This is a genomic window from Streptomyces sp. cf386, from assembly GCF_900103585.1.
Taxonomy (GTDB): domain Bacteria; phylum Actinomycetota; class Actinomycetes; order Streptomycetales; family Streptomycetaceae; genus Streptomyces.
The window spans coordinates 86,766-108,939 of record NZ_FNHV01000005.1; the positions used below are offsets into that span (position 1 = coordinate 86,766).

General features: G+C 70.5%; 26 protein-coding genes. 12 read left to right on the forward strand and 14 right to left on the reverse strand.

Annotation, left to right across the window (positions count from 1 at the left end; all coding sequences use genetic code 11):
- Positions 1-214: 214 nt before the first annotated feature.
- From BLU79_RS14350 to BLU79_RS14375, 6 genes are all read right to left on the reverse strand, one after another.
- Positions 215-1,006 carry an ABC transporter ATP-binding protein gene (locus tag BLU79_RS14350; protein WP_093906134.1) on the reverse strand — a complete coding sequence of 264 codons (792 nt, stop codon included), beginning with the start codon at positions 1,004-1,006 and terminating at the stop codon, positions 215-217.
- Positions 1,003-1,848 carry an ABC transporter permease gene (locus tag BLU79_RS14355; RefSeq protein WP_093906135.1) on the reverse strand — a complete coding sequence of 282 codons (846 nt, stop codon included), beginning with the start codon at positions 1,846-1,848 and terminating at the stop codon, positions 1,003-1,005. Before BLU79_RS14355 ends, BLU79_RS14350 begins: the two co-directional genes overlap by 4 nt.
- The gene (locus tag BLU79_RS14360; RefSeq protein WP_093906136.1) at positions 1,845-3,209 is read right to left on the reverse strand and encodes an ABC transporter substrate-binding protein; all 1,365 of its coding nucleotides are present in this window, start codon (positions 3,207-3,209) and stop codon (positions 1,845-1,847) included. The genes BLU79_RS14355 and BLU79_RS14360 overlap by 4 nt, the downstream gene beginning before the upstream one ends.
- Before the next feature lie 14 nt (positions 3,210-3,223).
- Entirely contained in the window at positions 3,224-3,451 is a 228-nt protein-coding gene (locus tag BLU79_RS14365; RefSeq protein ID WP_031480193.1) for a 4Fe-4S dicluster domain-containing protein, read from the reverse strand.
- A gap of 100 nt (positions 3,452-3,551) precedes the next feature.
- Positions 3,552-4,322: a GntR family transcriptional regulator gene (locus BLU79_RS14370; protein WP_093906137.1), complete on the reverse strand. Its 771-nt coding sequence runs from the start codon at positions 4,320-4,322 to the stop codon at positions 3,552-3,554.
- Positions 4,323-4,462: 140 nt separating this feature from the next.
- Complete coding sequence (locus BLU79_RS14375) at positions 4,463-4,909, reverse strand: MarR family winged helix-turn-helix transcriptional regulator (RefSeq protein ID WP_093906138.1); 447 nt, start codon at positions 4,907-4,909, stop codon at positions 4,463-4,465.
- A 158-nt stretch (positions 4,910-5,067) separates the two neighbouring features.
- Between BLU79_RS14375 and BLU79_RS14380 the strand changes: the two genes are divergently transcribed.
- The 6 genes from BLU79_RS14380 to urtE all read left to right on the forward strand — a co-directional run bounded on the left by BLU79_RS14380 (position 5,068) and on the right by urtE (position 11,232).
- Complete coding sequence (locus BLU79_RS14380; protein ID WP_093906139.1) at positions 5,068-6,180, forward strand: substrate-binding domain-containing protein; 1,113 nt, start codon at positions 5,068-5,070, stop codon at positions 6,178-6,180.
- Between the two features lie 267 nt (positions 6,181-6,447).
- Positions 6,448-7,704: an urea ABC transporter substrate-binding protein gene (urtA, locus tag BLU79_RS14385; protein WP_093906140.1), complete on the forward strand. Its 1,257-nt coding sequence runs from the start codon at positions 6,448-6,450 to the stop codon at positions 7,702-7,704.
- A gap of 75 nt (positions 7,705-7,779) precedes the next feature.
- On the forward strand, positions 7,780-8,676 hold the full coding sequence (gene urtB, locus BLU79_RS14390; RefSeq protein WP_093906141.1) for an urea ABC transporter permease subunit UrtB: 897 nt from the start codon (positions 7,780-7,782) through the stop codon (positions 8,674-8,676).
- A 14-nt stretch (positions 8,677-8,690) separates the two neighbouring features.
- Complete coding sequence (gene urtC / locus BLU79_RS14395) at positions 8,691-9,779, forward strand: urea ABC transporter permease subunit UrtC (RefSeq protein WP_093906142.1); 1,089 nt, start codon at positions 8,691-8,693, stop codon at positions 9,777-9,779.
- Positions 9,776-10,540, forward strand: coding sequence for an urea ABC transporter ATP-binding protein UrtD (gene urtD, locus BLU79_RS14400; protein WP_093906143.1), 765 nt, complete (start codon positions 9,776-9,778; stop codon positions 10,538-10,540). The genes urtC and urtD overlap by 4 nt, the downstream gene beginning before the upstream one ends.
- On the forward strand, positions 10,540-11,232 hold the full coding sequence (urtE, locus tag BLU79_RS14405; protein ID WP_093906144.1) for an urea ABC transporter ATP-binding subunit UrtE: 693 nt from the start codon (positions 10,540-10,542) through the stop codon (positions 11,230-11,232). Before urtD ends, urtE begins: the two co-directional genes overlap by 1 nt.
- On the opposite strand, the gene BLU79_RS14410 is transcribed toward urtE, so the two are convergent.
- Complete coding sequence (locus tag BLU79_RS14410; protein ID WP_093906145.1) at positions 11,222-12,412, reverse strand: RNA polymerase sigma factor; 1,191 nt, start codon at positions 12,410-12,412, stop codon at positions 11,222-11,224. The genes urtE and BLU79_RS14410 overlap by 11 nt on opposite strands.
- Entirely contained in the window at positions 12,412-12,765 is a 354-nt protein-coding gene (locus tag BLU79_RS14415) for a YciI family protein (protein ID WP_093906146.1), read from the reverse strand. Before BLU79_RS14415 ends, BLU79_RS14410 begins: the two co-directional genes overlap by 1 nt.
- Before the next feature lie 190 nt (positions 12,766-12,955).
- Between BLU79_RS14415 and BLU79_RS14420 the strand changes: the two genes are divergently transcribed.
- Positions 12,956-13,396 carry an SPW repeat protein gene (locus BLU79_RS14420; RefSeq protein ID WP_093906147.1) on the forward strand — a complete coding sequence of 147 codons (441 nt, stop codon included), beginning with the start codon at positions 12,956-12,958 and terminating at the stop codon, positions 13,394-13,396.
- 96 nt (positions 13,397-13,492) lie between these two features.
- On the opposite strand, the gene BLU79_RS14425 is transcribed toward BLU79_RS14420, so the two are convergent.
- Positions 13,493-14,260 carry an ArsR/SmtB family transcription factor gene (locus BLU79_RS14425; RefSeq protein ID WP_093906148.1) on the reverse strand — a complete coding sequence of 256 codons (768 nt, stop codon included), beginning with the start codon at positions 14,258-14,260 and terminating at the stop codon, positions 13,493-13,495.
- 199 nt (positions 14,261-14,459) lie between these two features.
- On the opposite strand from BLU79_RS14425, the gene BLU79_RS14430 reads away from it, so the two are divergent.
- The 3 genes from BLU79_RS14430 to BLU79_RS14440 all read left to right on the forward strand — a co-directional run bounded on the left by BLU79_RS14430 (position 14,460) and on the right by BLU79_RS14440 (position 16,066).
- Positions 14,460-15,071 (forward strand): hypothetical protein, encoded by a 612-nt coding sequence (locus BLU79_RS14430; RefSeq protein WP_093906149.1) that lies wholly within the window; start codon positions 14,460-14,462, stop codon positions 15,069-15,071.
- 109 nt (positions 15,072-15,180) lie between these two features.
- Positions 15,181-15,735: a nucleoside/nucleotide kinase family protein gene (locus tag BLU79_RS14435; RefSeq protein ID WP_093906150.1), complete on the forward strand. Its 555-nt coding sequence runs from the start codon at positions 15,181-15,183 to the stop codon at positions 15,733-15,735.
- 67 nt (positions 15,736-15,802) lie between these two features.
- Positions 15,803-16,066, forward strand: a complete 264-nt coding sequence (locus BLU79_RS14440; RefSeq protein ID WP_093906151.1) for a GlsB/YeaQ/YmgE family stress response membrane protein — start codon at positions 15,803-15,805, stop codon at positions 16,064-16,066.
- A gap of 65 nt (positions 16,067-16,131) precedes the next feature.
- Here BLU79_RS14440 and BLU79_RS14445 read toward each other — a convergent pair whose 3' ends face one another.
- Genes BLU79_RS14445 through BLU79_RS14455 form a run of 3 tightly spaced genes read right to left on the reverse strand, consistent with a single transcriptional unit; the run spans position 16,132 to position 18,340 of the window.
- A complete protein-coding gene (locus BLU79_RS14445; protein WP_093906152.1) occupies positions 16,132-17,076 on the reverse strand; it encodes an NAD-dependent epimerase/dehydratase family protein in 945 nt (314 codons plus the stop codon).
- 57 nt (positions 17,077-17,133) lie between these two features.
- On the reverse strand, positions 17,134-17,910 hold the full coding sequence (locus BLU79_RS14450) for a GNAT family N-acetyltransferase (protein ID WP_093906153.1): 777 nt from the start codon (positions 17,908-17,910) through the stop codon (positions 17,134-17,136).
- 40 nt (positions 17,911-17,950) lie between these two features.
- The gene (locus BLU79_RS14455; RefSeq protein WP_093906154.1) at positions 17,951-18,340 is read right to left on the reverse strand and encodes a MerR family transcriptional regulator; all 390 of its coding nucleotides are present in this window, start codon (positions 18,338-18,340) and stop codon (positions 17,951-17,953) included.
- 98 nt (positions 18,341-18,438) lie between these two features.
- On the opposite strand from BLU79_RS14455, the gene BLU79_RS14460 reads away from it, so the two are divergent.
- Positions 18,439-19,638 carry an MFS transporter gene (locus tag BLU79_RS14460; protein WP_093906155.1) on the forward strand — a complete coding sequence of 400 codons (1,200 nt, stop codon included), beginning with the start codon at positions 18,439-18,441 and terminating at the stop codon, positions 19,636-19,638.
- Between the two features lie 42 nt (positions 19,639-19,680).
- Complete coding sequence (locus BLU79_RS14465; RefSeq protein WP_093906156.1) at positions 19,681-20,166, forward strand: nucleoside deaminase; 486 nt, start codon at positions 19,681-19,683, stop codon at positions 20,164-20,166.
- A gap of 213 nt (positions 20,167-20,379) precedes the next feature.
- Here the strand turns inward: BLU79_RS14465 and BLU79_RS14470 are convergent, their stop codons facing one another.
- Positions 20,380-21,234: a GNAT family N-acetyltransferase gene (locus BLU79_RS14470; RefSeq protein WP_093906157.1), complete on the reverse strand. Its 855-nt coding sequence runs from the start codon at positions 21,232-21,234 to the stop codon at positions 20,380-20,382.
- Between the two features lie 205 nt (positions 21,235-21,439).
- A complete protein-coding gene (locus BLU79_RS49770) occupies positions 21,440-22,093 on the reverse strand; it encodes a chaplin (protein ID WP_093906158.1) in 654 nt (217 codons plus the stop codon).
- Positions 22,094-22,174 lie beyond the last annotated feature (81 nt).

The window sequence follows — 22,174 nt, forward strand, 5'->3', positions numbered from 1 at the left end:
CGATGCTCGGGACGTGCGGAGGACTGGGGCGCTCAGGACGTGCTGGGCCGAGAACACGCGGAACGTGCGCGAGGCCGGGGACACTCGGAACGCCCGGAGGACCCGGGACGCTCACGACGTGCTGGGCCGAAACCACCTGGAACGTGCGCAGGGCCGGGACGCTCAGGACATGCGGGCGCCGAACCACGCGGAACGCGCGCCGCGCCGGGAACGCTCAGGACGTACGAGGGCTGAGGGACTCCAGGATGTCGTGGCGCAGCGCCACGGTCGCGGGGTCGTCGCGGGCGCCGCGGTCCCGGGGTCGCGGCACCGTCCGGATCCCGGCGAGGCGGCCCGCGCCGAGCAGCGCGACACGGTCGCCGAGGAACAGGGCCTCGTCCACGTCGTGGGTGACGAAGACGACGGTGGCACCGGTCCCCTGCAGCACCTCCACCAGCAACTGCTGCATACCGGCCCGGGTCTGGGCGTCCAGGGCACCGAACGGCTCGTCCATGAGGACGGCCCGCGGCTGCCCGGCGAGGGCTCGGGCGAGCTGGACCCGCTGGCGCTGCCCGCCGGAGAGGCGGTGCGGCAACTGCCGTTCCAGACCGGCCAGTCCGACGCGGTCCAGCCACTGCCCGGCCCGTTGCCTGCGCTCGGCGCGGTCCAGTCCCCTGATGGCCAGCGGCAGTTCGACGTTGGCCCGCGCCGTGCGCCACGGCAGTAGGGCGTCCTCCTGGAAGACCAGCGCCCGGTCGGCGCCGGGCCCGGTGACGGTCCGCCCGTCCTGGGCGACCTGTCCGGTGAGCGCGGGCAGCAGCCCGGCCAGGGTCCGCAGCAGGGTCGACTTCCCGCACCCGGACGGGCCGACGACGGTCAGGATCTCGCCGGGGGCGGCTTCGAGATCCACCCCGTGCAGCACGACCGCACCCGGGCGGCCGAGTTCGGCGCCGGTGACGCCGAGCCGCGCCCCGGCGGCCGGGAGGTCGGTCCGCGGGGCGGTGACGGTGTTGGTTTCCATACTCATGAGGTGGCCTTCCCTTCGCGCCGCGGCAGCCAGTGCGTCAGCCGGCGTCCCAGGAGTTCCACCACGGTGGAGGTCAGCCAGCCGAGGAGGCCGATGCTCACGATGCCGGTGAACACGCCCGGGTAGTCGATGACGGTGTAGTCCTGCCAGGTCCGGTAGCCGACCCCGTACTCGCCGGAGATCATCTCCGCGGAGATCACACAGATCCACGAGACGCCGATCCCGACCGACAGCCCTCCGAAGATCCCCGGTAGCGCGCCGGGCAGCACCACGGAGGCGAGCACCCGCCATCGTCCGCCGCCCATGGTGAGCACCGCCTCCTCCCACACCGGCGCCAGCGCGCGCACCGCGTGCCGGGTGGCGACCAGCACCGGGAAGAAGGCGGCCGTGAAGGTGATGAAGACGATGCCCTGCTCGTTGCTGGGGAAGAGGAGGATCGCCACGGGCACGAGCGCGATCGCGGGGATGGGCCGCAGCACCTCCAGCACCGGACCGAACAGGTCGGCGGCCCAGCGGGAGCGGCCGACGGCCACGCCCGCGGCGACACCGAGCACCGCCGCGAGCAGGAAGCCGACGACGATCCTGCGCAGGCTGTCGGTCACGTCCTGCCAGTAGGCGGCGGTGCCGAGCCGCTCACCGAACTCCCGGGCCACGTCGGTGACGGGAGGGAACTGGTCGAAGCGCAGCCACAGTTGGACGTCGAGCGTGGTGAGCAGCTGCCACAGTCCGAGCGCCGCGATCAGGGACAGGACGCGTACGACGGGCCGGAGGGGGCCGGCGCGTCGAGCGGCCACCGCCGGCCCCGCCGATGCCGTCTTCGGCGGGGCGGTCACCGCGGTCATGACGCCTGCTCCAGCGCGGTGGCGTAGGAGACGGTGCGTGAGCCGGGGTGCCCCTGGGTGTAGGTGCCGGCGCCGGAGGCGGTGACGAAGGGCTTCAGCTCCTTGCCGTCCTGGACCCAGACCGCCTTGTCGGCGTACCAGCGGGTGCCGGTGGTGGCGTCCGGTACATAGGCGGCGCGCACCTTGTCCTCGTTCCCGGCGGCGACGAACTTCAGCAGCGCGGCGGGCGAGTCGAAGGGGCGGGTGCTGTCCTCGCCCTTCAGCCACACCTCGCTGCGGGACGCGGCGGGGGCGGAGGCGAGCCGCTCGGCGTACTCCTTGCCGTACACGCGCTTGATCGGGCCGTCGTCGACGAAGGAGTCGACGTCCACGTCGCCGACGAGTTTCGCCGACTTCAGCACCGACACGTCCTTCTTCAGCGCGGAGACGAGCTGCGGCTTGACCGCGGGGTCGAAGGTGGCGATGCCGCCGCTGCCGTTGTAGAGGTAGACGACCTCCGGGGGCAGCCCGGTGGCCTTCGCGACCTTCTCGGCGGCCTGCACGGGGTGGTCGTTCAGGTAGTTCGTCGCCTCGATCTGCGCGGATAGGAAGGCGTCGAGCACCTTGGGCCGCTGATCGGCGAAGTCCTCGCGGACCGTCACCCCGTGGAAGGTGGGCAGGTCCAGTTCGGCACCGTCGTACAGGGCCTTCGCCTTGTCCTGGAAGACGAGCAGTCCGGGCCAGGCCACGAACTGCGACAGGGCGTCGGCACTGCCCGCCTGAAGCGCCGAAGCACCCACCGCCGGCTGCTGGTTGAGCTTGCCGATGTCCTTCTCCGCGTCGATCCCGGCGCGCTGCAGTGCCCTGACGAGGGTCCCGTCGGCCGCCGAGCCCACACTGGTCGACACCTTCTTGCCCCGCAGGTCCTTCAGCGAGGTGAGCTTCGAGTCCGGCGCCGTCACCACGGTGTTGAGGGCGCCGCGCAGGTTGTAGCCGGTGACCGACACCAGCCGCGTGGGACGGTTCAGCTGCTTGCCACGGGCCGCGTTGATGAGCAACGGGAAGTCGCCCATCGACCCGATGTCGATCTTCCCCGCGGTCATCTGTGCCGTGATGGGCGCACCCGTGGCGTAGTCCTGCCACTCGACCTTGTAGGAGATGCCGTCCCGTTTGCCCTGGGCGGCGAGTGCGCGCTCGAAGTAGCCGAGGGAGCGGAGCAGGGTGCCGGCGGTGACGGTGTTGATGGTCTTGGACTGGTAGCCCACGGTGACGGTGACGTGCTTCGAGTCGTCCGCCGAGGCGCCTCCGCCGCAGCCGGTGACAAGAGTGCTGACCAGGGCGGCCGCGAGCAGGACGGCGGGGGTGGTGCGTTTGTGGTTCATCGGGAGTGGGCCTTTCACCGCAGCAGGTAGGGCATGTTGACCGTGACGGCCCCGGTGGGGCAGCGGGCGGCGCAAGGGCCGCAGTACCAGCACTCGTCGACGTGCATGTACGCCTTGCCGCTGTCGGGGTTGATCGCCAGGGAGTCCAGCGGACACATGTCGACACAGAGCGTGCAGCCGTCGATGCACTTCGACTCGTCGACGGTCACGGGCACGTCGGCCCGCTGGGGCACCAAGGGCATGGCTGTCTCCAGTGAGGTACTGCGAGGGGTGAAAGGAACGCTGCGCGGATCGCGCGTGTTCAGCGCTATCGCGCTTTCTTCAGGGGAGCGCGAGTGGTCGTCAGACGGAGCGGCGCAGCAGCCCGCTCATCGCGATCCGGTCTCCGCGGAACCGGATGAACTCCAGGTCCACGGGCCTGCCGTCGCACAGGTGGGTGAGGCGCTCCAGCATCAGCACGGCGGCGCCGCGCGGTGCCTGGAGCACGGTGGCGGAGTGCGCGTCGGCGTTGACGGCCTCCAGGGTGATCTCCGCGTGCCCGAGCGGCTGCCCGGTGATCTGCTCCAGCAGCCGGAAGACGTCGGTGTTCTCCAGGTCGGCGCCGATCAGTTCGCCGCCGATGTCCAGGGGAAGGTAGGTGAGGTCGAGGGAGAGCGGCAGCCCGTTCAGCCGGCGCAGGCGCTCGATGTAGAGCACGTCGGTGCCGGTGGGCAGGCGCAGCCGCTCGGCCACCGGTGCGGGCGCGGCGACGGGCCCCATGGTGCGTACCTCGTTGGTGACCCGGCCGTGTTCCCGCAGGGTCTCCGCGAGTCCCATCAGCCGGTCGAGGCCGTGCGAGTACTTCTCGGCGACGACGACGGTGCCGACGCCCGGCATGCGCTCGACGAGCTGCTCGGCGCGCAGCAGGTCCAGTGCGTGCCGGACGGTGTTCCGTGACACCTGGTAGTCGGCGGCGAGGACGTCCTCGTGGGGCAGCGCGCCCCCGGGAAATCCCCCGGTCAGGACCAGGTGCCGCAGCAGGTCCGCGAGCTGCCGCGCCCGGTCCGCACGCAGCCGACGGCGGCGGGCGGCGGCGAGCGGCGCGGTGTGCTCGCGGGTTCGTTCAGGTGGCATGCGGTGACCATACCGACGGTTTCCGGTCAGTGGTGTTTCTGAATCATTGCGCCACCTGAGTCCCCTTTGGCGCGCCGCTGACCTGCGGTTCCAGTGAAGATCAGCGTAGTTTCGCCACTACGCGCGCAGGACGGCCGAGATCAGCCGGCGGTCTCTGCCGCCGCCTGCTCCAGGGTGCCGACCAGGCGCTCCAGCAGACCGCGCAGCAGGTCGTCGTCGCCCTCGCTGAGCACCGGCAGGCCTGCCCGCGCCTCGCGGCTGAGCCGCCGCCAGTAGGTCTCGCCGCGTGGCGTGAGGTGGGCGAGTATGCGGCGGCGGTCGAGGGGGTCGACCCGGCGGTACACGAGGTTCTGGTCGACGAGGTGGTCGACCAGCTTGGTCAGGGTCGCCGGGGGCAGGAAGGCCGCTTCGGCCACCGCCGTCATGTAGTGGCCCTGGCCGTCGGAGAGCAGGGAGAGCACCCGCCAGGCGTCGAGCGAGCAGCCGTCCTCGTCGAGGACGCTCTGCAGCCGGCGCGCGGCCAGGCGTTCGGCGCGCGTCAACAACTGCAACAGGTCCTGGGGCTGACGCGGAGGTGGGGTAGGCATCCTGCTCCTCGGTCCCGGGGTGCCGTCATCGTACAAGTGCCGATTCGCCAAAGGATCGTCCACAGGTCACCAAAGGATCGTCGACGTCCATCATTTCCCCACCGCCCAGCCCCCGAGACGCACTGGAGTTCACCGAACGGACCCGGAATCATGACCGCATGTTCCGGCTCGACCCCCATCCGCTCGACTGGTTCACCGTCGACGACTCCGTGCTCAGCGTCGCCCTCGTGTTCCCGATGCAGGGCGCCGCGGGCATCTTCGGGCCGACCTGCGAGCTGTGCGCACAGCTCGCCGCGGAGGAGGTCAACCACGCGGGCGGTGTGCTCGGCAAGGAGCTGCGGCTGCTCCCGGTGGACGGCGGCGCCGAGCCCCGCGAGATCGCCGACCGGGTCGAGGCGCTGGTGGACCTGGGCGTCGTGCAGGGCGTCACCGGCTGGCACATCTCCTCCGTACGCCAGACACTCGCGCCGCGCATCGCGCACCGGGTGCCGTATGTGTACACCGCGCTGTACGAGGGCGGGGAACACACCACCGGCGTCTACCTGACCAGTGAGACACCCGACGCCCAACTGCGGCCGGCGATGCGGCTGCTGGCGGGCGAGCGCAAGGTGCGCCGGTGGTTCGTCGTCGGCAACGACTACGTCTGGCCGCGGCGCACCGCGCGAGCAGCGTGCACGTACGCGCGCGAGTCCGGGGGCGCGATCCGCGGGCAGGCGTATCTGCCGCTCGGCACCCACGACTTCGACGCCGTGCTGCGCAGGATCGAGCAGTCGGAGGCGGACGCCGTCCTGATGCTCCTGGTCGGCAACGACGCCGTCCGCTTCAACCGGGCGTTCGCCGCCGCCGGACTCGACCAGCGCTGTCTGCGCCTGAGCACGCTCATGGACGAGAACATGCTGATGGCCAGCGGCCCCACGGCGACCGCCGGCCTCTACAGCACGGCCGGGTTCTTCGCCTCGCTCGCCAACCAGGACACGCTCGACTTCCACGGCCAGTACGCCGGGCGGTACGGCATCGAGGCACCGGCCCCCGGCAGTCTCGGCGAATCGTGTTACGAGGGCGTGCTGTTGCTCGCCGCGCTCATCGCCCGGGCCAGGACACTGGATGTGGCAGCCATCGGCGCGTCGGCCGAGTCGGTGTCGTACGAAGGACCACGCGGGCTGCTACGGCTGAGGGACAGCCATGTCAGGCAGCGCATCTACCTCGCCCAGGCGGACGGCGTGGACTTCGACGTGCTCACCCAGCTCGACCTCGACGCCGCTCGCCCTTGACATGCCTGCACCACACGCAGATACTTCCTGCAGGAAGTATCTAGAATGCCTCGGGCGAAGTATGAATTCCGGTGCGGAATTCAACCCGGGGCTTTTTTGTTTCCCGCTTATTTCCCTGCGGAGAGCCGGAAGATACAGCCGGGTAAGTAACTCGAAACGCCGTGGAAACAGGCCGACTTGAGGCTGTGGACCGCACTTCAGGGACCCTGAAGGGCTGCTGATTCCTTCCTTTTCAGGTGTCCTCGTCATGGGGACAAGGAGGTTCAATTGTCCAGCCTTCCCCCGCTCCAACGGCGCCGCTTCCTGGCCGGCACGGCCGCGCTCGCAGCCGTCGTCGCCCTCTCGGCGTGCGGCGCGAAGACCGACGCGGCCGGCTCGTCCGACAAGGCCGCGAAGATCGACGTCAGCGGTGACTCGGTCAAGGTCGGCCTGCTCAACTCGCTGTCCGGCACCATGGCGATCAGCGAAGTGACCGTACGCAACTCGCTGACGCTCGCGATCGACGAGATCAACGCCTCCGGTGGCGTCCTCGGCAAGAAGATCAAGCCGATCAGCGAGGACGGGGCCTCCGACTGGCCGACGTTCGCCGAGAAGGCGACCAAGCTCATCAAGGAGGACGGGGTCGCGGCGACCTTCGGCTGCTGGACCTCCGCCAGCCGCAAGGCCGTCAAGCCGGTGTTCGAGAAGAACAAGTCGCTGCTCTTCTACCCGGTGCAGTACGAGGGCCTGGAGGAGTCGCCGTACATCTTCTACACGGGCGCCACCACCAACCAGCAGATCATCCCGGCCCTCGACTACCTCAAGAGCCAGGGCCTGAAGAAGCTCTACCTGGTCGGCAGTGACTACGTCTTCCCGCGTACCGCCAACAAGGAGATCCGGGCGTACGCCAAGGCCAACGGCATGACGATCCTCGGTGAGGACTACGCGCCGCTGGGGTCGACGGAGTTCAGCACGATCGCCAACAAGGTGAAGGCGTCCAAGGCGGACGCGGTGTTCAACACCCTCAACGGCGACTCGAACGTGGCCTTCTTCAAGGAGTACAAGTCGGCGGGCCTGACCGCGAAGAGCATGCCGGTCGTCTCGGTGTCGATCGCCGAGGAGGAGGTCAAGTCGATCGGTACGCAGTACCTGGAGGGCCAGCTCACGGCCTGGAACTACTACCAGACCACCGAGGGCGCGGCGAACGAGAAGTTCGTGAAGGCGTACAAGGCCAAGTACGGCCAGGACAAGCCGACCAGTGACCCGATGGAGGCCGCGTACGTCTCGGTCTACCTGTGGAAGGCGATGGTCGAGAAGGCCAAATCCTTCGACCCCGAGAAGGTGAAGGCCGCCTCGGACGGCATCACCTTCGACGCGCCCGAGGGCAAGGTCACGATCGACGGCGCCTCGCAGCACATCTACAAGACGGCTCGGATCGGCAAGGTCGGCTCCGACGGTCTGATCGAGCAGGTGTGGGACTCCGGCAAGCCGATCAAGCCGGACCCGTACCTGAAGGGCTACTCCTGGGCCTCCGGCCTGTCCTGACCCGACCGATCGCCTTGTGGGGGCCCGGCACCTGTCCGCCGGGTCCCCGCTCCCCCGCCTCCCCGGAGCCGCCGTATGACCGTGATCCTCGGTCAGACCTTCACCGGCATCAGCATCGGTGCCGTTCTGCTGCTCATCGCGCTCGGTCTCTCACTCACCTTCGGCCAGATGAACGTCATCAACATGGCCCACGGCGAGTTCATCATGGCCGGCGCCTACACGACGTATGTCCTGCAGAAGTCCATTTCCAGCGCCGGAATTTCGCTGCTGGTCGCTCTTCCCGTAGCTTTTCTCGTCTCGGGCGCTCTCGGCGCACTTCTCGAATGGCTCTTGATACGACGCCTGTATCTGCGGCCACTTGACACCCTTCTCGTCACCTGGGGTGTCTCGCTGATGCTCCAGCAACTCGCCCGGGACCTTTTCGGCGCGCCGAACGTACAGACCCGCGCGCCCGACGTCCTGACCGGGAACATCACCCTGATCGGCGGCGACGATCCGCTCACCGTGGCCAACAGCCGCCTGTTCATTCTGGGGTTGGCGGTCGCGGCGGTCGTCGCGCTCTCGCTGGCGCTGCGGCTGACGCCGCTGGGCCGCCGGATCCGGGCCGTGGTGCAGAACCGCGACCTCGCGGAGGTGTCCGGCATCTCGACCTCGACCGTGGACCGTACGGCCTTCTTCCTCGGCTCGGGGCTCGCGGGGGTGGCCGGGGTGGCGCTGACGCTGGTCGGCCCGATCGGGCCGACGATGGGCACCAACGTGATCATCGACGCCTTCCTGGTGATCGTGGTCGGCGGCATCGGACAGCTCAAGGGCACGGTGATCGTCGCCTTCGTGCTGGGCGTGCTGCAGTCGGTGCTGGAGTACTCCACCACGGTCAGCGTCGCCAAGGTGTTGGTGCTCGTCGGCATCGTCGCGTTCCTCCAGTGGAAGCCCCAGGGGCTGTACACGCTGCGTACGAGGAGTCTCGTGTGAACCCGCTCAGTCGTATGAACCTGTTCAAGGGCCCGTCGGCTCGGGCCGCGGCCGGTTTCGCGGGGTCGGCCGTCCTGTTGTTCGCCCTCGCGCCGCTGGTCCTGTCCGACTTCCGGCTGGGGCTGCTCGCCAAGTACCTGTGCGTCGCGATGGTCGCGGTCGGCATCTGCCTGGCCTGGGGCCGCGGCGGCCTGCTGACGCTCGGCCAGGGCGTGTTCTTCGGCCTCGGCGGCTACGCGATGGCGATGCACCTGAAGATCGCCGACGCGGGGCCCGGCAACCTGCCCGACTTCATGCAGCTGTACGGCACCGCCACCGAACTCCCCTGGTGGTGGAAGCCGTTCGAGAACCCGCTCTTCGCGCTCGCGGCGACCGTGCTGCTCCCGATGGCCGTGGCCGCCCTGCTCGGCTCGTTCATCTTCCGGCGCCGGGTCAAGGGCGCGTATTTCGCGATCCTCAGCCAGGCGCTCGCCGCCGCGTTCGCCATCTGGCTGATCGGCCAGCAGGACACGACCGGCGGCACCAACGGACTCACCGACATCCAGGGCTTCTTCGGCTACGCCCTCGACGACCCGGTGAACCAGCGCATGGTGTACTTCGTGATCGCCGCGGCCCTGCTGCTGCTCATCGCCCTCGCCCGCCAGCTCATCCAGAGCCGCTACGGCGAACTCCTCGTCGCGGTACGGGACTCGGAGGAGCGGGTGCGCTTCCTCGGCTACGATCCGGCGAACGTCAAGCTCGTCGCCTACGTCGTCGCGGCCGGCATGGCGGGCCTCGCGGGCGCCCTGTTCGTGCCGGCGGTCGGCATCATCTCGCCCGCCCTGATCGGCATCGTGCCGTCGATCGAGTTCGTGATCGGCGCGGCGGTGGGCGGCCGGGCCAGCCTGGTCGGCGCGGTGCTCGGCGCGGTCGCGGTGGCCTGGGCGAAGACCGCGCTGTCGGAGGAGTTCCCGGCGGCCTGGACGTACTTCCAGGGCCTGCTGTTCATCGTCGCGCTCGCCTTCCTGCCCGGCGGGCTCGCCTCGCTGGCGGGGATCGTGCGGCGCCGCAGGGCGGTCACGGAGAAGAAGGCGGCCGTCATCCCCGTAGGAGAAGCAGCATGAGCGGCCTTGAGATACGCGGACTGCGGGTGTCCTTCGACGGGTTCACCGCCGTCGACGGAGTGGACCTCGACGTCCGGCCGGGCGATCTGCGGTTCCTCATCGGCCCCAACGGCGCGGGCAAGACGACCCTCGTCGACGCGGTCACCGGTCTGGTGAAGGCGGCGGGCTCGGTGCGGTTCGGCGGTGAGGAGCTGCTCGGCCGGAGCGTGCACAGGATCGCCCGGTCGGGAATCGGCAGGACCTTCCAGACCGCCACCGTCTTCGAGGAGTTGACGGTCCTGCAGAACCTGGACATCGCGGCGGGCTCGGGCCGGAGCATGTGGACCATGCTGCGGCGCCGCAAGGGCGTCCCCGAGCCAGTCGCCAGGGCGCTGGAGACGGTCGGGCTCACCGAGCTCGCCGACTCCCCCGCCGGGACACTCGCGCACGGCCAGAAGCAGTGGCTGGAGATCGGCATGCTGCTGGTGCAGGACGTACGGCTGCTGCTGCTCGACGAGCCGGTGGCCGGCATGAGCCACGACGAGCGCCAGGCCACCGGGGAGCTGCTGCAACGCATCAGCGAGGAGCGGACCGTGGTCGTCATCGAGCACGACATGGACTTCATGCGGTCCTTCGCCCGCAGCGTCAGCGTGCTGCACGCCGGCAAGGTGCTCAGCGAGGGCACGGTGGCCGAGGTGCAGGCGGACCCGAAGGTGCAGGAGGTGTACCTCGGGCACACATCCACCGAGGTCACCGCTGACGTGGCCGTACAGGAGGCGTGATGCTCCAGATCGACGACGTACGCGTCGGCTACCACCGCAGCAGCGTCCTGCACGGCGTGTCCGTCGAGGTGCCGAAGGACGGCGTCGCCGCGGTCCTCGGACACAACGGCGCGGGCAAGAGCACGCTGCTGCGGGCCGCCGTCGGACTGCTCACGCCGACCGGCGGGACCATCCGGCTCGACGGCGAGGACATCACCCGCCGCAAGCCGCATGAACGCGTCGCGCGCGGAATGGCGTACGTCCCCCAGGGCCAGCAGTCGTTCCCGCATCTGACGACCGCCGAGAACCTCCAGCTGGTCGCGGACGGGCGCAAGCGCGGGAAGGAGGCGGTGGCCGAGGCGCTGGACCTGTTCCCGGCGCTGCGGACCCTGTCGAACCGCCGGGCGGGCCTGCTCTCCGGCGGCCAGCGGCAGCAACTCGCCATCGCCCGCGCACTGGTGACGGAGCCTCGACTGCTGCTCCTCGACGAGCCGACGGAGGGCATCCAGCCGTCGGTGGTCGCCGAGATCGAGGAGACGATCCTCGCGCTGGCCGCCCGGGGCGGGCTGTCGGTACTGCTGGTCGAGCAGCACGTCGGGTTCGCGATGCGGGCGGCGCAGCGGTACTACGTCCTGGAGGCCGGACGGGTGACGTCGTCCGGCGAGGGCGGGGCAAAGGCCGAGGGGGCGGTGCGGGAGGCCCTCAGCGTGTGAGGGTCCGCATACGCCGCTGAAGGAAGGCGCGCTCCGCCGGGCTCCGGGTGAGCGCGACGGCCGCCTCGTACGCCCGCACCGCCACTGTGTCCTGTCCGAGCCGGCGCAGGAGGTCGGCGCGGACGGCATGGAAGACGTGGTAGCCGTCGAGGTCCAGGTCGTCCACGAGGTCGAGGGCGTGGCGCGGGCCCTCGACCTCGGCGACGGCGACCGCCCGGTTCAGGGCCACCACGGGACTGGGGGCGAGGGCCATGAGCTGGTCATACAGCCGCAGGATCTGCCCCCAGTCCGTGGCCTCGGCGGTCGGCGCGTCGCTGTGCACGGCCTGAATGGCGGCCTGGATCTGGTACGGCCCCGGCTGGTTCCGGCGCAGGCAGCGCCGCAGAAGCGCCTGCCCTTCCCCGATGAGGTCGCGGTCCCAGCGATCCCGGTCCTGCTCGGGCAGCGGCACGAGCGCTCCGTCGGCGTCCTCCCGCGCGGGCCGACGGGACTCGACGAGGAGCATCAGCGCCAGCAGGCCCGTGACCTCGGGCTCGTCCGGCATCAGCTCGGCCAGCAGACGGCCCAGGCGCACGGCTTGCGCGCACAGGTCGGGCGAGCCGCCGTATCCCTCGTTGAAGATCAGGTAGACGACGGCGAGGACCCCGTACAGCCGGTCCGGCAGATCGGCGTCGCGGGGCACCCGGTACGGGATCCCGGCGTTGCGGATCTTCGCCTTGGCCCGCACCAGCCGCTGCGCCATGGTCGGCTCGGGGACCAGGAAAGCGCGGGCGATCTGGGCGGTGGTGAGCCCGCCCAGGAGCCGCAGGGTGAGGGCGACCCGCGCCTGGACGGCGAGGGCGGGGTGGCAGCACGTGAAGATGAGCCGGAGTCGTTCGTCGCGCACGGGGCCCTCCTCGGGCAGTGGGCCTGGGCCGTGCAGCAGGGCCGCCTGGGCGTGGCGTTCGGCGCGCTTGGACTCGCGGCGCAGCCGGTCGATCGCCCGGTTGCGGGCTGTGGTGATGATCCACCCGGCCGGGCTCGGCGGCACACCGGTCTCCGGCCAGCTCCGCAGTGCCGTGGTGAAGGCGTCCTGGACCGCTTCCTCGGCGAGGTCGATGTCGCCGAGGAAGCGGACGAGGACGGCGACCGCCCGGCCGTACTCCGCGCGGAAGACGTCCTCGACGTCCATGGCCGCCATCAGTCCTCGGCTTCGCCCATGAACGGCCGCACCTCGATCGGCAGGGTGGTCGCAAGGGCCAGCCTGCGGCCCCACTCCAGAGCAGCGTCCAGGTCGGGCGCCTTGATCAGGCTGATGCCGCCGAGCATCTCCTTGCCCTCGGCGTACGGCCCGTCGGTGACCAGGACGTCGCCGTCGCGGGGCCGCAGCACGGTGGAGGACTCCGGGCCGTGCAGCCCCCCGGCGAACACCCAGGCGCCCGCCTCCCGCAGCTCCCGGTTGAGGGCGTCGAGGTTCTTCTCGATCTCGCCGAGGACCTCCGGACCGGGCGGATCCCCGACCGGCTGCATCACGTTGAGCAGGTAGTACTTCATGACGGCCTCCTGGAGCCTCGTCGTGTTCTCTCACCTCCTACACGAACGGCCCGCCCCCGGATCGACACCCTCGCCGTACTCTCGAACAGCTCTACACATAAAGAAAAAATAAGCGCAGAATGTTGCCTAGGCGGCGTTAACCGCATACCGCACCAGACGCGGTCGGCCTGCGAGTCAAAGGAGACGAGTCATGGCCAACGTGCAGCCCACCAGAGGTGACATATCCGCCCACCCTGATGTGTCCGAAATGCGGGAACGCTACGCCCGCATGCTCGGCGGTCGTGACGTGGCGCTCGTGGACGGACCGGTGTTCCTGCTCGGTCTGTACTGCGCGGCGTCCCCCTGGATACTCCACTACACGACCAGCCAGCCCGCGCTCGCGACCCACAACCTGATCATGGGCATCGCGATCGGCCTGCTGGCCCTCGGGTTCACCCGGGCCCCGGAGCGTATGTACGGCCTCAGCTGGGCGTTCTGCGCGATGGGCGTATGGATGATCGTCGCGCCGTGGATCGTCGGCGCCAGCCCGGACATGGGCGTCATCCTGAACAACATCATCATCGGCGCGCTGGCCGTGCTGCTGGGGCTGCTGTGCGCCGGCACGGCCGCGAAGAGCACACCCATGCCGTAGCGGGCACACCGCTGTACGAGCACATCCGAGCTGAACCGTCCTGGCCGGTCCGCACCCGCGGACCGGCCGTTTCGCACCCCTGTCACAGGCGCCCGATCAGCGGGTCGGCATCAGCCACGGCTCCTGAGGCAGGACGTGACCCGTCTCCAGGAGCGACTTGAGGTTGGACAGCACCGCAGGCCAGCCGGACGACACGTCGGCGCGCGCGCTCTCGTCCGGCAGGTCCTCGTGGGTCACGGTGAGCCGGACGATCTCGACGTGCTGCTGGATGTCGAAGGTGACCCTGGAGTACTTGTCCTCCTGCCCCTCCTCGTCCGGCGCCACCCAGGTGGTGACCAGGCGGCTCGGGCGCTCGCTCTCCACGACGGTGCCGACCACGTCGGCGATGCCCGAGCCGTCCGTACGGATGTGTTCCCAGCGCGAACCCCGCCGCCAGTCCGAGACGTTGCTGTGGCCCCAGTAGGCGGCGGTCAGGTCGGCGTCGGTGAGCGCGTCCCAGACCTTGTCGGGCGTGCTCTCGATGTAGGTGACGTACACGAATGTGGGCTTGTCGGTCATGGCTTCCTCGGCTCGTCGTTTCACGGCCCCCAGCACGCGCAGGCGCGGCTGCTCGAACTTGTCGATCCACCGCTGCTGGATCTCGTGCAGCGGGACCGGATTGAGGTAGTGCAGCTTCTCCCGCCCCCGCCGCACCGTGCTGATCAGGTTGGCGGCCTCCAGGACGGCCAGATGCTGGGTCACCGACTGACGCGCCATGTCGATACGCGCGCACAGCTCCCCCAGCGTCTGCCCGTTGTGCTCGTGCAGCCGGTCCAGTAGCCGTCTGCGCGTGTCGTCGGCCAGCGCCTTGAAGACCTTGTCCATTCCGGGGTCGCTCTCTGATCGCACACTCAAAGTTATGCAGGTGGATGCCTGCATGTCAATCGAGACCGCTTGCCCGTTTCGATACATTTCCCAGCAATATACGACGAATGACTGTTACAAGACGTACGGGGTTCCTTGATGGACGGTCCGTAGCGTCGAACGCGTCGAAACGAACCCCCACCGAAGGAACGACTCCCTGATGCGTGCTCCCCGCACCCTGCGCACCGCCCTCGTCGCCACCGGTGTCACCGCCGCACTCGGCGTCTCGGCCGCCGGCGCCTTCGCCGTCCAGACGCCCGGCACCGCGGCTGTCACGCCGGCGGGCCACTCCGCCAAGGCCAAGCGCGTCCACGTGAAGACGGTGAAGCTCGCGGACAAGGCCAGCCGGGCGAAGGTGTACCGCACCGGCAAGAACCGCTACGAGGCGGAGATCTGGGCCAAGGGCGTGAAGTACGGAACCCTCTATACCCAGGGCATGCCCACGCACGCCCAGCACAACGGGCTGCACGTCACCCTCCAGCCGAACGGCGGGGTCACCTCCTGGGTCGAGCGGGCCGAGCCGAAGCCCGAGCCGGTCGTCAAGCGCGTCCTGGTCGCCACGCCGACCCTGGCGGACGGCGTGACGACGGCGAAGGTCTACCGGCTCGCCGTCAACCACTACGAGGCCGAGGTCCTCGCCGACGGCGTACGGATCGACACTCTCGTCGCCAACGGCCGTGCCGCGTACGGCGAGAACAACGGGCTGCACGTCGCCCTGCAGCCGGACGGCCGACTGACCTCGTGGGTCGAGCCCACGGCACCTGAGGCCTGACGCCGGGGCGCGGGCCGGCGCAGGAGGGCAGGTGCGGCCAAGTCCCGGTCGACGAAGGCCCGGAACAAACCGCTCGCCAAGGATGCCCGCGGCCGGGCACGCTGCCCGGATGGATCACACGGATCGCACGGATCACCCGGAAGCACTCCTCATCGGAGGGCGGGCCGGGGTCGGCAAGACCACGGTGGGCTGGGAGGTCTCGGCTCGGCTGCGGGCCGCGCAGGTCGCGCACGCCGTGATAGACGGCGACTTCATGGGATACGTCCATCCGGCACCGGCCGACGACGCGCATCGGGCCGGTATCACCGAGCGGAACCTCGCCGCCGTGTGGGGGAATTACGCCGAACTCGGATACCGGCGGCTCGTCTACACGAACACCGGCAGCGTGCTCGACGAGACCGCGCCCATGTTCCGCCGGGCCATGGGGGACGGCGTACGGCTCGTACGCGTGCTGCTCACCGCCACCGACGAGACGGCCGGACACCGGCTGACCGGGCGCGAGCTCGGCTCCGAGTTGGAGCACGAGGTGCGCAACAGCGCCCGCAAGGCACGGCTCCTGGACGAGCGTGTGCCCGCGGACGTGCTGCGCGTGGCGACCGACGGCCGCTCGGTGATCGACATCGCCGCCGAAGTGGTGGCCGCCACCGGGTGGTTCGCCGACTGAAGCGGAACGGACTGTCCCTCCCTCCAGGGGGAACCCGTGTCAGTGCGGGGACAGGAGGAGGGGCGAAATGGAGATCTCAGGCATCATCAGTGCCCTTGTCATCGGCGTCATCATCGGTGTGCTGGGGCGTCTCGTGGTTCCGGGCCGTCAGCGCATCGGGGTCCTGTGGACGATCCTCGTCGGCATCGTGGCCGCGCTGCTCGGTTCGGCGCTCGCGGCCGGCCTCGACGTGGCCGACACCGACGGCGTCGACTGGATCGAGTGGCTCATCCAGATCGGCCTCGCCGCGCTGGGTGTGGCCGCACTGGACCGGACGAAGGCGCGGCGCTGACGTCGTATGCGGACGCGAGGGAAGCTGACTCGGGGTGCGCGTGCGACGTCATGCGCGCCCCGGCGTCATGACTCCCCCACGGCCGCCCGCATCGCGGCGAGTCCGTCGCGAACCGTCTGGTGGGCCGGCGTCCAGCCCAGTTCCCGCTCCGCCTTCGCCGTCGACACCCGCAGCGAAGTCGACATCACCGTGTGCGCGTACGACATGGGCCGCGTCAGCCACAGCGGCACGGTCATCGGCTTCGGCAGGCCGAACTCCTCGGCCACCCACCGGACATGGGCCCCGAATCCCAGCGGGGCGCGGTCGGCGATGTTGTACGCCTGGCCGGGGCGGCCGCGTTCGACGGCGGCGACCACCGCCCGGGCCGCGTCGGTGAGGTCGATCCACGGCAGGACCCGGCCGTGGTCGGCGGTCACGGGCAGCTGCCGCTTGCGCAGCATGGGCAGGAGGGCGTTGGTGCCGCCGGGACCGTAGAACAGGCCGAAGCGAAGGGCGATGCCCGCCAACCCCTCGGCACCGAAGGTGAGTTGTTCCTTCACCCGCATCGCCGCGATATGGCCTTCCAGCTCCGGGGAGCGCCCGGGCGGCCCGAAGACGTCGTCCTCGACGATCACCCGGTCACCGTGATCGCCGTAGCCGTATCCGAAGACCATGGACTCCGCCACCAGGCGCCCGGCGCCGGTGGCCCGCGCGGCCTCGATCAGGTGGGCGGTTCCGCCGATGCGCAGCGCGTTGGTGGCGTGCATGTCGCGGTGGCGCATCGGCGGCTTGCGCAGCGCGGTCGCGGCGTGGATCACCGTGTCGAATTTCCGGCCGTCGACAGCGCGGAGCAGGGCGTCGCGGTCCGACAGGTCCGCCCGGACGCCGTTGTCCGGCCCACGACCGAGGCCGGTGACCTTGTGACCCGCCTCGGTGAGAGCGCGGGAGATGTGCCCGCCGAGGACACCGCTGGCGCCCGCGAGAAGGATGCTCTGGCTGGTGCGGCACGTGTTGCTCGCGTTCGTCGTCATGACCGTGCGACGGATCGGGCGGGTCCGGATGTGACATCCACGGACCGTAGGACCTCGCTACGGCACGTACACGTACGGCGTCGTGGTGGTCAGCGGCGCGAACCCGAGGCGCTCCAGGATCGGGCGGCTGGCACTCATGGCGTCGACCTGGAGGTACCGGTAGCCGCGCTCCACGGCGGCGCGGGCACGGTGGGCCACCAGGGCGCGGTAGATGCCGCGACCGCGCCAGGCCTCGACGGTGCCGCCGCCCCACAGTCCGGCGAACCGGGTGCCGGGCACCATCTCCATGCGGGCCGCGCTCACCGGGGTGTCCCCGGCCAGCGCGACCACGGCGACCACGGTGTCCGGATCGGCCGCGAGGCGGGCGAGCAGTTGGTGGCGCATCCGGGAGCTGTCGGTGCCGAACGCCTTCTCGTGCACCTCGGCGACGAGGTCGACGCCCTTGGTGTCGGTCACCGGCAGGACGCGGATGCCCTCCGGCGGCTCGGCGTCCAGGGTCAGTGCGGCGACCTCGCCGATCATCAGCGTCTCTTCGGGCTGGGCCGTGAACCCGGCGTCCCTGAGCCGCTGCCCGAGGTCCACGGGGAGGTCGTGCCCGTAGAGCTTCCACTCGAACTCGTGGCCGAGACCGGTGAAGTGGGCGATCTGCTCGGTGATCGCCGCGTCGGCGCTCGCGGCGTCCAGGTCGGACCACACGACGCCGTTCCAGCCGCGCGCCGAGGAGACCTGGCGGACCACGCGCCCGATCCGCTCGACCCGGGCGTCGGGGCTGTCCGGCTGTGCGCCTTCGCGCATGTCCCGGTCGTACAGGGCGAGTATCGAGGCATGATCCATGGGGTCACTCCAGCATCGGGCGGGTCCCAGGGCAACAGCTTTACCGGTCAACGACGTCTGCGCCAGGATCTGGCCGCACCGCCGTCAGATAGGCGCTCAACCGGTCGCGGTTGCGGGCCAGACAGTCGATGCGGGCCTGGATGCGGTCGATGTGGCCCTGGAGGAGGGCGGCGGTCCGCGGGGTGAGGTGTTCGGCGGGCAGCAGGATCTCGTCGGGGCCGGAGAGGTAGGGCAGGATCGCGCGGATCATCTCCGTGGTCAGGCCCGAGTCGAGGAGCCCGCGGATCTGCTGGACGTCCTGGACGGCCGACTCGGCGTAGGCCCGGTATCCGTTGTCCGTGCGGTTCGGGTGGAGCAGGTCCTGTTCCTCGTAGTAGCGCAGCAGCCTGGTGGGGACGCCGGTGCGGCGGGAGAGGTCACCGATCTTCATGCCCGCCTCCTCACTGCCCGCCTCCTCGGGCTTCGGAGTTCGAGGCCTCGATGGTCGCCCTTGCCTTCACACTGATGTGAGGGTTCGACCATGGTCGCATGTCCACCGCATCCATGGCCAAGGGCCGAGCCCTGCCCACATCACTCCCGTGGTCCGGGTTGCTCGCCCTGTCGGCAGCCGCCTTCACCGCCGTCCTGACCGAACTGCTGCCGGCGGGCCTGCTGCCCCTCATGGCACCCGCGCTGGGTGTGTCCGAGGCACAGGTCGGCTTCCTGGTCACGGGATACGCGGTGGCCTCCTTCGCGGGCGCGATCCCGCTCACCGTCCTGCTGCGGGGGCTGCCGCGACGGCCGGTGCTCATCGGTACGCTGCTGGGCTTCGCGGCCGCCAACGCGGTGGTCGCGCTGTCCTCGTCGTACGGCCTCACCTTCGCGGCGCGGCTCGTGGCCGGTCTGACCGGCGGCGCGCTGTGGGCGATGCTCGTCGGGTACGCGGCCCGGATGGTGCCGGCCGAGCGGCGGGGGCGGGCGATCGCGATCGTGCTCGCCGGGATCACGCTGGCGCTGTCGCTGGGCGTGCCCGCCGGGACCGCACTCGCCGAGGCGCTCGGCTGGCGCACTGCGTTCGGCGCACTGGCCGGGCTCGCGGTGCTGCTGGTGGGCTGGGTGCGGTGGCGGGTGCCGGGATTCCCGGGGGAGCCGCCGGGTGCGCGGCTGCCGCTCGGCCGGGTGGCCCTGCTGCCGGGGATCCCGGTCGTCCTGTCCGTCACGCTGCTCCTGCTGCTGGGCCATCAGGTGATGTACACATACGTCGCCCCGTTCGCGGCGCATGCCGGGTTCGGGCGTACCGGCCTGGTCCTGCTGGTGTTCGGGGCGGCCACGGTCGCCGGGATCTGGCTGACCGGCGTCCTGGTCGACCGGCGTCCTCGGCCGACCCTGCTGGGCGCGCTCGCCCTCTGCGCGGCTGTCATGCTCGTCCTCGGCAGCTTCGCCGACAGTCCCGCCGTCCTGCTCACCTGTGTGGCCCTGTGGGGTGTCGCCTTCGGCGGGGCGCCGACGCTGATCCAGACCGCGCTGGTCGACGCCTCGGGTCCCGCGCACGCCGATGTGGCGACGTCCCTGCAGACCACGGTCTACAACGCGGGCATCGCGGCGGGCTCGCTCACCGGTGGCGTGGCCCTGGAGCACCTGGGCGCCGGCGCCCTGCCGTGGACCTCGCTGCCGCTGATCGCGGGCGCGTTCGTCACGGTGGCGCTCGGCCGTCGGCACGCCTTTCCGGCCGTGCGTCGGCGATCATAGGGAGTGCCGGGAGGAGTCGCGCCACGAGGAGGGCCGTACGCCATGGTCGTGAAGGACACCGAACTGCCGTACCTGCGCCGCTGCGTGGAGCTTGCGACCGAGGCGCTCGAAGCCGGGGACGAGCCGTTCGGTTCGGTGCTGGTGGGGGCGGACGGTGCAGTGCTCGCCGAGGACCACAACCGGGTGGCCTCGGGCGATCGCACCCGCCACCCCGAGTTCGAGCTGGCACGCTGGTCCGCCGCGCATATGACGCCCGAGGAGCGGACGGCCGCGACCGTCTACACCTCCGGCGAGCACTGCCCGATGTGCGCGGCCGCGCACGCGTGGGTCGGCCTGGGACGCATCGTGTACGTCGCGTCGTCGGAGCAACTGGCCAACTGGCTCGCCGAGTTGGGGGTGCCCGCCGCGCCGGTACGGGCGCTGCCCGTGCGGGAGGTCGCGCCCGAGGTGACCGTGGACGGTCCGGTGCCCGAGCTGATCGAGGACATTCGCGCGCTACACCTCCGGTTCCACCGACAAACGGCCTGACCGGCGCTTCCGACCGCCGCACGCCCCGGACGCCGACGTCCCGGGAAGGTCCCACGGGTCCGCGACGGCCTGTCCGGCGGATCACGTCGGCGTCGCGGGAGCCCGGCACGCACTCCACCGGCGCCGTTGTCGTCGGTCGCCGCTCCCGGCCACCCACGCTCGGGTCCGCCGAAGGACCGCCTCTCGGAGCCCGTCTGATCCGCCGGACAAGCGCTAGCCGAGTTCCAGCGTGGTGACGCCGAAGACCTTCTCCCGGGCGTACGACCGGACCGGGCCCGTGTACATGCGGGCCGTTTCGAAGGAGGGCGTGAATCCGGCCTCCTCGGCGAGGGCGACCGCCGCCGCGTTGGTCTCGGGCACGTCGATGGCGACCTCGCGTCCGGCCACCTCAGCGGTCAGGGCGGCGAACAGGGCCCGCGCGTCCTCGGCGGTGTCGGCGAAGAGCGGGCCGATGCGCGGGCAGTCCTGGCCGGGGCGGATCACGCCGTAGCCGGTGACCCGGTCGCCGTCGCGGCGGACGACGGCGTGATGTCCGGGCCCGGTGAGCCAGTGCTCGACGAACAGGGGGCGGTCGGCCGGTGTGCAGGTGCCGTCGTACGCGGTGATCTCCGCCAGGTCCGCGGGCCGTATGGCGCGGACGTCCGCCGGAGCCTCGACGGCGGGCGCCGTTCCGGTGAACCGGAAGGTGCGGTGGGCGGGTTCGAAGCCTGAGCGGCGGTAGTTGTCCTGCTCGGCGACGACGCCGTCCAGGCCCACCGTGCGGTTCTCCGCGTGCGCCAACGCCGTCTTCCATGTGGTGAGCCCGTAGCCACGGCCGCGTACGTCGGGGCGGACCAGATACCAGCCCAGGAAGGCGTAGTCGGCGCCGTAGTTCACGACGGAGATCGCCGAGACGGGCTCGCCGTCGATCCTGCCGATGAAGAAGCCCTCCGGGTCCTGCGCGAAGAAGGCCGCGCTGTCCGCGACTCCCGGGTTCCACCCCTCGTCGACGGCCCAGCCGCGGACGACCGGCCAGTCGTCGAGATCGGCCCGGGTCACGACGAGGTCTTCGGGGGCCGGAGAGGCCATGGGTGCGCTCCATTCCGTGGGGGTTCGCGTGCGCACGGTGATCGACCGCGCACGCAGCATCCTTTCGAATGATCCACGGGGGCGTCACGGCATGATCAAGCCGTTGCCGCGCACGGGGGTACGACCGGACGGCTGTCCGCACGAAGAAGGTCCCACCGGTCGCCCGCCCGGTGGGACCTTCGTTCCGTACTCGCTAAGGGCGGGGTCAGCGCACCGCCTGTGGGCGGAAGCGCCGGTACAGGATGGCCCCGCCCAGCACGAGAACCGTGCCGCCCACCGCGGCGGCGAGGGTCTGGTCCGCTCCCGTGTGGGCGAGGGAGCCCTCGGACCCTTGGGGAACGTGCGCGGGCGGCACCGCCCTCGGCGGGTGCGTCCTCGGCTCGGACGGCTTGGGCGCCGGCCTCGTGGCGGGGGGAGGGTTCAGGCCGGGGCCGTTCACCGACTCGTTGCCGGTCGCCGGGTTGCCGACGCCGACCACGTTCACGCTGTTCCCGCTGACGTTCACCGGGACGTGAACCGGCAGCTCCACGACGTTGCCGGACACGATGCCCGGCGAATCCTTTCCGCTTCCTTCGGCCGAAGCCCCGCTGTTCGACACGGAGGCCTTCTTGCCGCCACCGTCCTTGTTGGCGCAGCTGTTGCCCGCGGCGGGGTTGAGCAGTCCCACCACGTTCACGGTGTTCCCGCACACGTTCACCGGGACATGCACCGGGAGCTGGACGGTGTTGCCGGCGAGCAGCCCGGGCGATTCGGCCGCGGCACCGTCCGCCGCGGAGTCGGCGTACGCCGGCATTGCCATGGCCATCGCGCCCGATGCGGCGGCAACGACGATCACACCGTTTCGGGTAACCCGTCTCATAGGTTCCCTGCCTTCCAGACATGGTCGCGGGCACTCGCCCGCATCGGATAAAACGCGGGCGAACCATTCGAGTTATGGCTT

Bases quoted from the DNA above. Each gene is read 5' to 3' on its own strand.
- BLU79_RS14350 (WP_093906134.1), bottom strand. From the start codon at position 1,006: ATGAGTATGGAAACCAACACCGTCACCGCCCCGCGGACCGACCTCCCG.
- BLU79_RS14355 (WP_093906135.1), bottom strand. From the start codon at position 1,848: ATGACCGCGGTGACCGCCCCGCCGAAGACGGCATCGGCGGGGCCGGCG.
- BLU79_RS14360 (WP_093906136.1), bottom strand. From the start codon at position 3,209: ATGAACCACAAACGCACCACCCCCGCCGTCCTGCTCGCGGCCGCCCTG.
- BLU79_RS14365 (WP_031480193.1), bottom strand. From the start codon at position 3,451: ATGCCCTTGGTGCCCCAGCGGGCCGACGTGCCCGTGACCGTCGACGAG.
- BLU79_RS14370 (WP_093906137.1), bottom strand. From the start codon at position 4,322: ATGCCACCTGAACGAACCCGCGAGCACACCGCGCCGCTCGCCGCCGCC.
- BLU79_RS14375 (WP_093906138.1), bottom strand. From the start codon at position 4,909: ATGCCTACCCCACCTCCGCGTCAGCCCCAGGACCTGTTGCAGTTGTTG.
- BLU79_RS14380 (WP_093906139.1), top strand. From the start codon at position 5,068: ATGTTCCGGCTCGACCCCCATCCGCTCGACTGGTTCACCGTCGACGAC.
- urtB (WP_093906141.1), top strand. From the start codon at position 7,780: ATGACCGTGATCCTCGGTCAGACCTTCACCGGCATCAGCATCGGTGCC.
- urtC (WP_093906142.1), top strand. From the start codon at position 8,691: ATGAACCTGTTCAAGGGCCCGTCGGCTCGGGCCGCGGCCGGTTTCGCG.
- urtD (WP_093906143.1), top strand. From the start codon at position 9,776: ATGAGCGGCCTTGAGATACGCGGACTGCGGGTGTCCTTCGACGGGTTC.
- urtE (WP_093906144.1), top strand. From the start codon at position 10,540: ATGCTCCAGATCGACGACGTACGCGTCGGCTACCACCGCAGCAGCGTC.
- BLU79_RS14410 (WP_093906145.1), bottom strand. From the start codon at position 12,412: ATGGCGGCCATGGACGTCGAGGACGTCTTCCGCGCGGAGTACGGCCGG.
- BLU79_RS14415 (WP_093906146.1), bottom strand. From the start codon at position 12,765: ATGAAGTACTACCTGCTCAACGTGATGCAGCCGGTCGGGGATCCGCCC.
- BLU79_RS14420 (WP_093906147.1), top strand. From the start codon at position 12,956: ATGGCCAACGTGCAGCCCACCAGAGGTGACATATCCGCCCACCCTGAT.
- BLU79_RS14425 (WP_093906148.1), bottom strand. From the start codon at position 14,260: ATGGACAAGGTCTTCAAGGCGCTGGCCGACGACACGCGCAGACGGCTA.
- BLU79_RS14430 (WP_093906149.1), top strand. From the start codon at position 14,460: ATGCGTGCTCCCCGCACCCTGCGCACCGCCCTCGTCGCCACCGGTGTC.
- BLU79_RS14435 (WP_093906150.1), top strand. From the start codon at position 15,181: ATGGATCACACGGATCGCACGGATCACCCGGAAGCACTCCTCATCGGA.
- BLU79_RS14440 (WP_093906151.1), top strand. From the start codon at position 15,803: ATGGAGATCTCAGGCATCATCAGTGCCCTTGTCATCGGCGTCATCATC.
- BLU79_RS14445 (WP_093906152.1), bottom strand. From the start codon at position 17,076: ATGACGACGAACGCGAGCAACACGTGCCGCACCAGCCAGAGCATCCTT.
- BLU79_RS14450 (WP_093906153.1), bottom strand. From the start codon at position 17,910: ATGGATCATGCCTCGATACTCGCCCTGTACGACCGGGACATGCGCGAA.
- BLU79_RS14455 (WP_093906154.1), bottom strand. From the start codon at position 18,340: ATGAAGATCGGTGACCTCTCCCGCCGCACCGGCGTCCCCACCAGGCTG.
- BLU79_RS14460 (WP_093906155.1), top strand. From the start codon at position 18,439: ATGTCCACCGCATCCATGGCCAAGGGCCGAGCCCTGCCCACATCACTC.
- BLU79_RS14465 (WP_093906156.1), top strand. From the start codon at position 19,681: ATGGTCGTGAAGGACACCGAACTGCCGTACCTGCGCCGCTGCGTGGAG.
- BLU79_RS14470 (WP_093906157.1), bottom strand. From the start codon at position 21,234: ATGGCCTCTCCGGCCCCCGAAGACCTCGTCGTGACCCGGGCCGATCTC.
- BLU79_RS49770 (WP_093906158.1), bottom strand. From the start codon at position 22,093: ATGAGACGGGTTACCCGAAACGGTGTGATCGTCGTTGCCGCCGCATCG.